Consider the following 5,792-nt stretch of genomic DNA (forward strand, 5'->3'; position numbering starts at 1 on the left):
AAGATTTCGCCCAATGGTTCGTAGCGATGCGGTCCCCAGCGGTCGCGATAGCAGCCGCGCGCCTTTTCAGGGCGCGGGGTCAGGCACAGGTCGAGCCAATAATGGTCGGTGCGGTAGAAGAGCCGGTCGGTCGGCTGATCGAGATGCAGGCGCATGATGCGTATCAGCGCGGACGGCACGATCAGTTCCGCCTCGAACAGCGATTCGGCATAGGTTTCGGCTGGCGGCACGGGCGCTCCGGGGCATAGATGTCTTGGCTCGATATAGCGGTTATGGCCTGATCTCTACAGACAGGTCAATTGCGGCCTGTCCCATGCTGATCGACAATCGCGCGCAGCAAAGGACCGCCGTCGGGCGGCGACATTTCATAGGAGAGCGATAGGTGGCGGGTCTTTTCGACTGTTCGGACAAGGTAACGCTGGTGACCGGCGGCAATGGCGGCATTGGCCTGGGCTTTGCGCGCGGCGTGGCGAAGATGGGCGGCAAGATCGCCATCTGGGCGCGCAATGCGGACAAGAATGCAGCGGCGAAGGCCGATTTGCTGGCGGCGGGCGCGGCGCGCGTCGAAACCTATCAGGTGGAAGTGGCATCGGAGGAAGCGATCATTGCGGGCTATGCGCAATTGCTGGCCGATTTCGGCCGGGTCGATTGCGTGTTCGCCAATTCGGGTCGCGCGTCGCGCAGTCGGTCGGTGCTGACGCTGGACGCGGCCGAATGGCATGACTTGCTGGCGGTGAACCTGCACGGGGCTTTCTTCACCTTGCGCGAAGGCGCCAAGGCGATGGTCGCGCGCGCCGAAGCGGGCGAGCCGGGCGGGAGCCTGGTCTATTGCGGTAGCCTGTCGATGTTCCACGGGATGCCCGGCATAAACAATTATGCGGCGTCGAAAGGCGGCATGGGCGCAGCGGTGCGCGGCATGGCGGCGGAACTGGGCAAATATGAGATCCGCGCGAACAGCATCGCACCGGGATATGTCAAGACCGGCATCGGCGGCGATCAGGGCATGAGCGAGGAAATGAAGGCGCGCATGGCGGCGGTCGACGCACATTTTTCCGCCAAGACGCCGATCCATCGGCCCGGTGCGATCGAAGATTTCGAGGGGATCGGTGCCTATCTCTGCTCCGATGCATCGCGATTTCATAGCGGCGATACGATCGTGATCGATGGCGGCAGCCTGATCTATCCCCCTTACGCCTTTTGATCGGGAGCCGCCCCATGCGCCTGCTCACCATTCATGACGTCGATGACGTGCGATTGGACCCCTATGAACGGCCCGAAGCCGGGCCGAAGGATGTGGTCGTCAAGATGAAGGCCTGCGGCATTTGCGGCAGTGACCTGAGCTACATTAAAAATGGCGGCATCCCGACGCCGGGCAGGCGGACGGCGCTGGGCCATGAGGGCGCGGGCGAGCTGCTGTTCGTGGGCGCGGACGTGACCGGCGTTTCGGTCGGGCAAAGCGTCATCATCAACCCGATGATGACGCCCAGCTATATCGGCAGCGGCGGGCCGGAGGGGGCGTTTACCGAGGAATTGCTGGTGCGCGACGCGCGGCTGGGCGACAGTTTGCTGCCGATCCCTGAGGGTATATCCTATGATGTCGCGGCGATGTGCGAGCCGCTGTCGGTCGCGATGCACGGGGTCAATCGGGCGCAGGCGAAGGCGGGCGACAAGGTCGTGATCTTCGGCTGCGGGCCGATTGGCCTTGGTATGATCCTCTGGGCGGTGGACCGGGGGTGCGATGTGATCGCGCTCGATCTGGCGGAGGAGCGGCTGGAACGGGCGCGGGCGCTGGGCGCGCAGACGATCAATCCAGCGCGCGAGGATGCGATCGCGCGGATCAAGGCGATCCATGGCACGGTGATTGTGTTCGGGCGGGAGAAGGCGCTGACCGACGCCTATATCGATGCGGCAGGTGCGCCGTCGATCTTGCGCGACGTGGTGACGCTGGCCAAGACGCATGCGCGGCATGTGATTACGGCGGCTTACCTCAAGCCCATCGAACTGCCGGCCGGGCCGATGCTGACCACCGAGATGACGATTACGACGGCTGTTGGCTATCCGACCGAAATGCCCGATGTGATTGCGGCGATGCCGCGTTTGCAGGACAAAATTGCGGCGCTGATCAGCCATAGATTGCCGTTCGATCGGGTGATCGAGGGGCTGGATATTGCCGCACAGCCGCAATCGGCCAAGGTGATGATCGAATTTGCGGACGACGCGGCATGAGCGACACGCCGCAGACGCCGCTTGGCGCGCTCGTCATGGGCGGACAGGGGCAGACCGACGCCGAGCGGATCGGCGAGGGCATCTTCATGGTGAAGGATATTTCCAACGCCTATCTGGTGACGACGGGCGATGGGGATTTGCTCATCAATACCGGCTTTCTGGGCAATGGCGCGCGCAACAATGCGTTGTTTGCCGCGCATCGCCACGGGCCGCTCAAGCGTATTATCGTGACGCAGGCCCATGCCGACCATTATGGCGCGCTGCCCGACCAGATGGAGGACGGCACGCAAGTCATTGTCGGGTCGGGCTTTGGCGAGACGGTGGACTATTTCGAGCGGCTGGCCCCTTTTCTGGGCCGCCGGTCGGGCAAGCTGTGGGCGTCGATGACGCGGCGCGACGGGCCGCCGCCCAAGCCGCCGGTAATCGTGCCGGATGTGGAGGTCGCGACCAGCCTTGCCTTCGCGCAGGGCGGGCGCGCGTTCGAGGTGGTCAAGACGCCGGGGGGTGAAAGCCTGGATTCGGTGTTCGTGTGGATGCCGCAGGAAAAGACCGTCTTTACCGGCAATCTGTTCGGCCCGGTGTGGCGGGCGATGCCCAATCTGGTGACGATGCGCGGCGACAAGCCCCGGCTGGTGCGCGCTTACTTGCGCTCGGTCGAGCAGGTGCGGGCGCTGGGCGCGGAGCTGGTGATTAGCGGCCATGGCGATCCGATCAGAGGGGCGGCGCGCATCCGCGCCGATCTGGACGCGATGCACGCGGCGGTCAGCTATCTGGAGCGCGAGACGATCGCGGGGATGAATGCGGGCAAGACCGTGCAGGAATTGATGCGCGAAATTGCATTGCCCGATGACCTGAAGATCGGCGAATTTCATGGCAAGACCAGCTGGGTCGTGCGCGCCATCTGGGAAGAAAATGGCGGCTGGTTCCATTATGCCGATGGCACGACCGCGCTCTATGGCGTGCCGCGTTCGGCGGTGAGTGCCGATCTGGTCGAACTGGCTGGCGGTGCAGGCGCGATCGTGGGGCGGGCGCATGGGCATGTGGCGGCGGGGCGGCCGCTGGAAGCGCTGCATTTATTGGACATCGCGCTGGAAGCTGTGCCCGATCATGAAGCGGGATTGAGCGTGCGCAAGGCAGCGCTGGCGCAATTGCTGGCGGCGAGCGGCAGCACGAACCTGTCGGAAACCATGTGGCTGAAGGCGGAGATCGCCGAGACGGAGAAGCGCCTCGCCAGCCAAACAGAAAAGGGAGAAGGATGATGACCACCACCATCGCAGGGCTGGACGCTGACGCGCTGATTGCGGCGGCGCGCGAACAGACGGGGCTGACCGATCTGGGCGATGAGGCGATATTGGAAGGGCTGTATGTCCTGATCGATGCGATCAATGGCGAGGCGAAGCTGACCGAGGCGGCGCAGGGCCGTTGGGCGCAGCAGATTACTGCCACGCTGGCGAACCGCTTGCAGGTCGAGGATTATCTGGCGAAGCATCCTGCGTTGCTGGATGCGCCGGTGGACAAGCCGCTGTTCGTATTCGGGCTGCCGCGGACCGGCACGACGCTGACGATCAATTTGCTCAATGCCGATCCGGCGCGGCGGTGCTTCCTGCGCTGGGAAGCGTTCAACAGCGTGCCGCCAGCGGCGAAGGGCGCTCTGAGCAGCGATCCGCGCTATGTGGCGGAACAGGCGCGGCTCGACATGATGCTCAAATATGCGCCGCATATTTCGGCGATGCATCATGAGGATGCGGACAGCCCGACCGAGTGCCAATTTTCGATGGCACCGTCCTTCTGCGCACAATATTATGACTCGGTGCTCAATATTCCGAGCTATCAGAAGTGGTTGTTTTCCACGAGCTACCTGCCTGCCTTCCGCTATCAGAAGCGGTTGTTCCAGATGTTGCAGGAGAATGAGGGCGGGCAATGGACGTTGAAAAATCCTTGGCATCCGTTGTTTCTGGATGATCTGACGACCGTCTATCCCGATGCGCAATTGGTGATGACGCACCGCGACCCCGCCGATGTCGTCGCGTCGGCGTGCAGCCTTGTTTATCAGGTGCGCAAGATGTTTAGCGACGATGTCGATCCGGTCGAGGTCGGCAAGTCGCAGCTGCGCACCTTCGACCTGATGATCGAACGGATGCTGGCCTATCGGGAGAAGCATGGCTGGGATTCGATCCACGATATTCAGTATGACGCGCAGGTGCGCGACCCGATCGGCGAGATGCGGCGGCTCTATGCGCGGTTCGATACGGCGCTGACGGCGGAGGCGGAGGCTGCGATGCAGGCGATGCTGGATGCCAATCCGCAGGGCAAGCATGGCAAGCATAGCTATGATCTGGCGGATTACGGGCTGGATCGCGCGGGTGTACATGCGCATTTCCGGGATTATACGGCGCGGTTTGGGATTGCGTGCAGGGCATAAGTGACCGGCCTCATCTACCCCGTTCGGGCTGAGCCTGTCGAAGCCTTGCCCTTCTGTTCAAGAAGTGCGGCCCTTCGACAAGCTCAGGGCGAACGGAGGAAGGAGGCGAAGGCAAAACGGCGAACACCTCCGTCGCGCAAAGATGAGTTTACCCCGCTCGCGCCATCTCAAAGCAATAGCGGAGATGGTCCATATGGCCGTCCGGCACGGGTGCGAAGTGGAGGGCGTTGTCGGTGGCGCGGATGGTGTCGAGATTTTCGGCGATCTGTTCGATGGTCCAGTCGGGGCGAAACGCGCCTTTGGTTTCCATCATATAGGCGCGGGCGACGCGGCCGGCCATGGCGATGAGCATTTCGCCGGTCACCGCGCACTCCTCATGCGCCAGATAGCCGACGGTGGGGGCGACAAGGTCCGGGTCCATCGGCGGGTAAGCGCTGGTGTCGAGGCCGTCGGCCATGCGGGTGACGGCACCGGGCAGGATGATGTTGCTCTTTATATTGTGCGCTGCGCCTTCGATCGCGGCGACGTTGGACAGGCCTGTCATCGCGGCCTTGGCCATTGAATAATTGACCACGCCCGCATTGCCATAGAGGCCGTTGAGGGAGCCGGTCAGGATGATGCGGCCATAGTTGGCGGCGGTCATGTGCGGGAAGGCGGCGCGCACGACGTGGAAGGCGCCGCGCAGATGGACGTCGAGGACCGTTTCGAAATCCGCATAGCTCAGCTCATTGAGCGAGCCGCGCCGGACGATGCCCGCATTGTGGATCAGGATGTCGATGCGGCCATAATGGGTGATGGCGGTGTCGATGATCGCCTGGCCGCCCTGCGACGTTGCGACGCTGTCGGTCGAGGCGACGGCTTGCCCGCCGGCGGCGCATATCTCGTCCACCAGTGTCTGGGCGGGACCGGCATCGCCCCCCTCCCCCTGCATCGATACGCCCGGATCATTGACGATGACCTTGGCACCGCGCGCCGCCAGCAGCAGCGCATAGGCGCGGCCCAGGCCCCGGCCTGCCCCGGTGATGACGGCGACCCGGCCGTCGAAGCGCATCTCGTCCATTCTACGATCCTCTCTCTCACTCTGGCCCGATCCTAGCGGCGGGCGCGCAACGCAAAAGGGCCGCCGCCGCATATCGCTGCGGCG

Annotated in this window: 5 protein-coding genes and 1 pseudogene; 4 read left to right on the top strand and 2 right to left on the bottom strand. The window is 63.6% G+C overall.

Translation table 11 applies throughout. The features are described from left to right. Positions 1 to 230, bottom strand: a pseudogene (locus IL54_RS12935) (AraC family transcriptional regulator); the annotation flags it as partial. A gap of 152 nt (positions 231 to 382) precedes the next feature. Here IL54_RS12935 and IL54_RS12940 point away from each other — a divergent pair. The 4 genes from IL54_RS12940 to IL54_RS12955 are packed head-to-tail and all read left to right on the top strand — an operon-like array spanning position 383 to position 4,648. Next, the gene (locus IL54_RS12940) at positions 383 to 1,201 is read left to right on the top strand and encodes an SDR family NAD(P)-dependent oxidoreductase (protein ID WP_037476194.1); all 819 of its coding nucleotides are present in this window, start codon (positions 383 to 385) and stop codon (positions 1,199 to 1,201) included. Positions 1,202 to 1,215: 14 nt separating this feature from the next. Next, entirely contained in the window at positions 1,216 to 2,226 is a 1,011-nt protein-coding gene (locus tag IL54_RS12945; RefSeq protein WP_037476197.1) for a zinc-dependent alcohol dehydrogenase, read from the top strand. Next, the gene (locus IL54_RS12950; RefSeq protein WP_037476199.1) at positions 2,223 to 3,485 is read left to right on the top strand and encodes an alkyl sulfatase dimerization domain-containing protein; all 1,263 of its coding nucleotides are present in this window, start codon (positions 2,223 to 2,225) and stop codon (positions 3,483 to 3,485) included. The genes IL54_RS12945 and IL54_RS12950 overlap by 4 nt, the downstream gene beginning before the upstream one ends. Beyond that, positions 3,485 to 4,648: a sulfotransferase family protein gene (locus IL54_RS12955; RefSeq protein WP_037478629.1), complete on the top strand. Its 1,164-nt coding sequence runs from the start codon at positions 3,485 to 3,487 to the stop codon at positions 4,646 to 4,648. Before IL54_RS12950 ends, IL54_RS12955 begins: the two co-directional genes overlap by 1 nt. Positions 4,649 to 4,796: 148 nt before the next feature. Here IL54_RS12955 and IL54_RS12960 read toward each other — a convergent pair whose 3' ends face one another. Beyond that, positions 4,797 to 5,708: an SDR family NAD(P)-dependent oxidoreductase gene (locus IL54_RS12960; protein WP_037476203.1), complete on the bottom strand. Its 912-nt coding sequence runs from the start codon at positions 5,706 to 5,708 to the stop codon at positions 4,797 to 4,799. Positions 5,709 to 5,792 lie beyond the last annotated feature (84 nt).

Origin of the sequence: Sphingobium sp. ba1, from assembly GCF_000743655.1 — a bacterium.
Classification (GTDB): domain Bacteria; phylum Pseudomonadota; class Alphaproteobacteria; order Sphingomonadales; family Sphingomonadaceae; genus Sphingobium.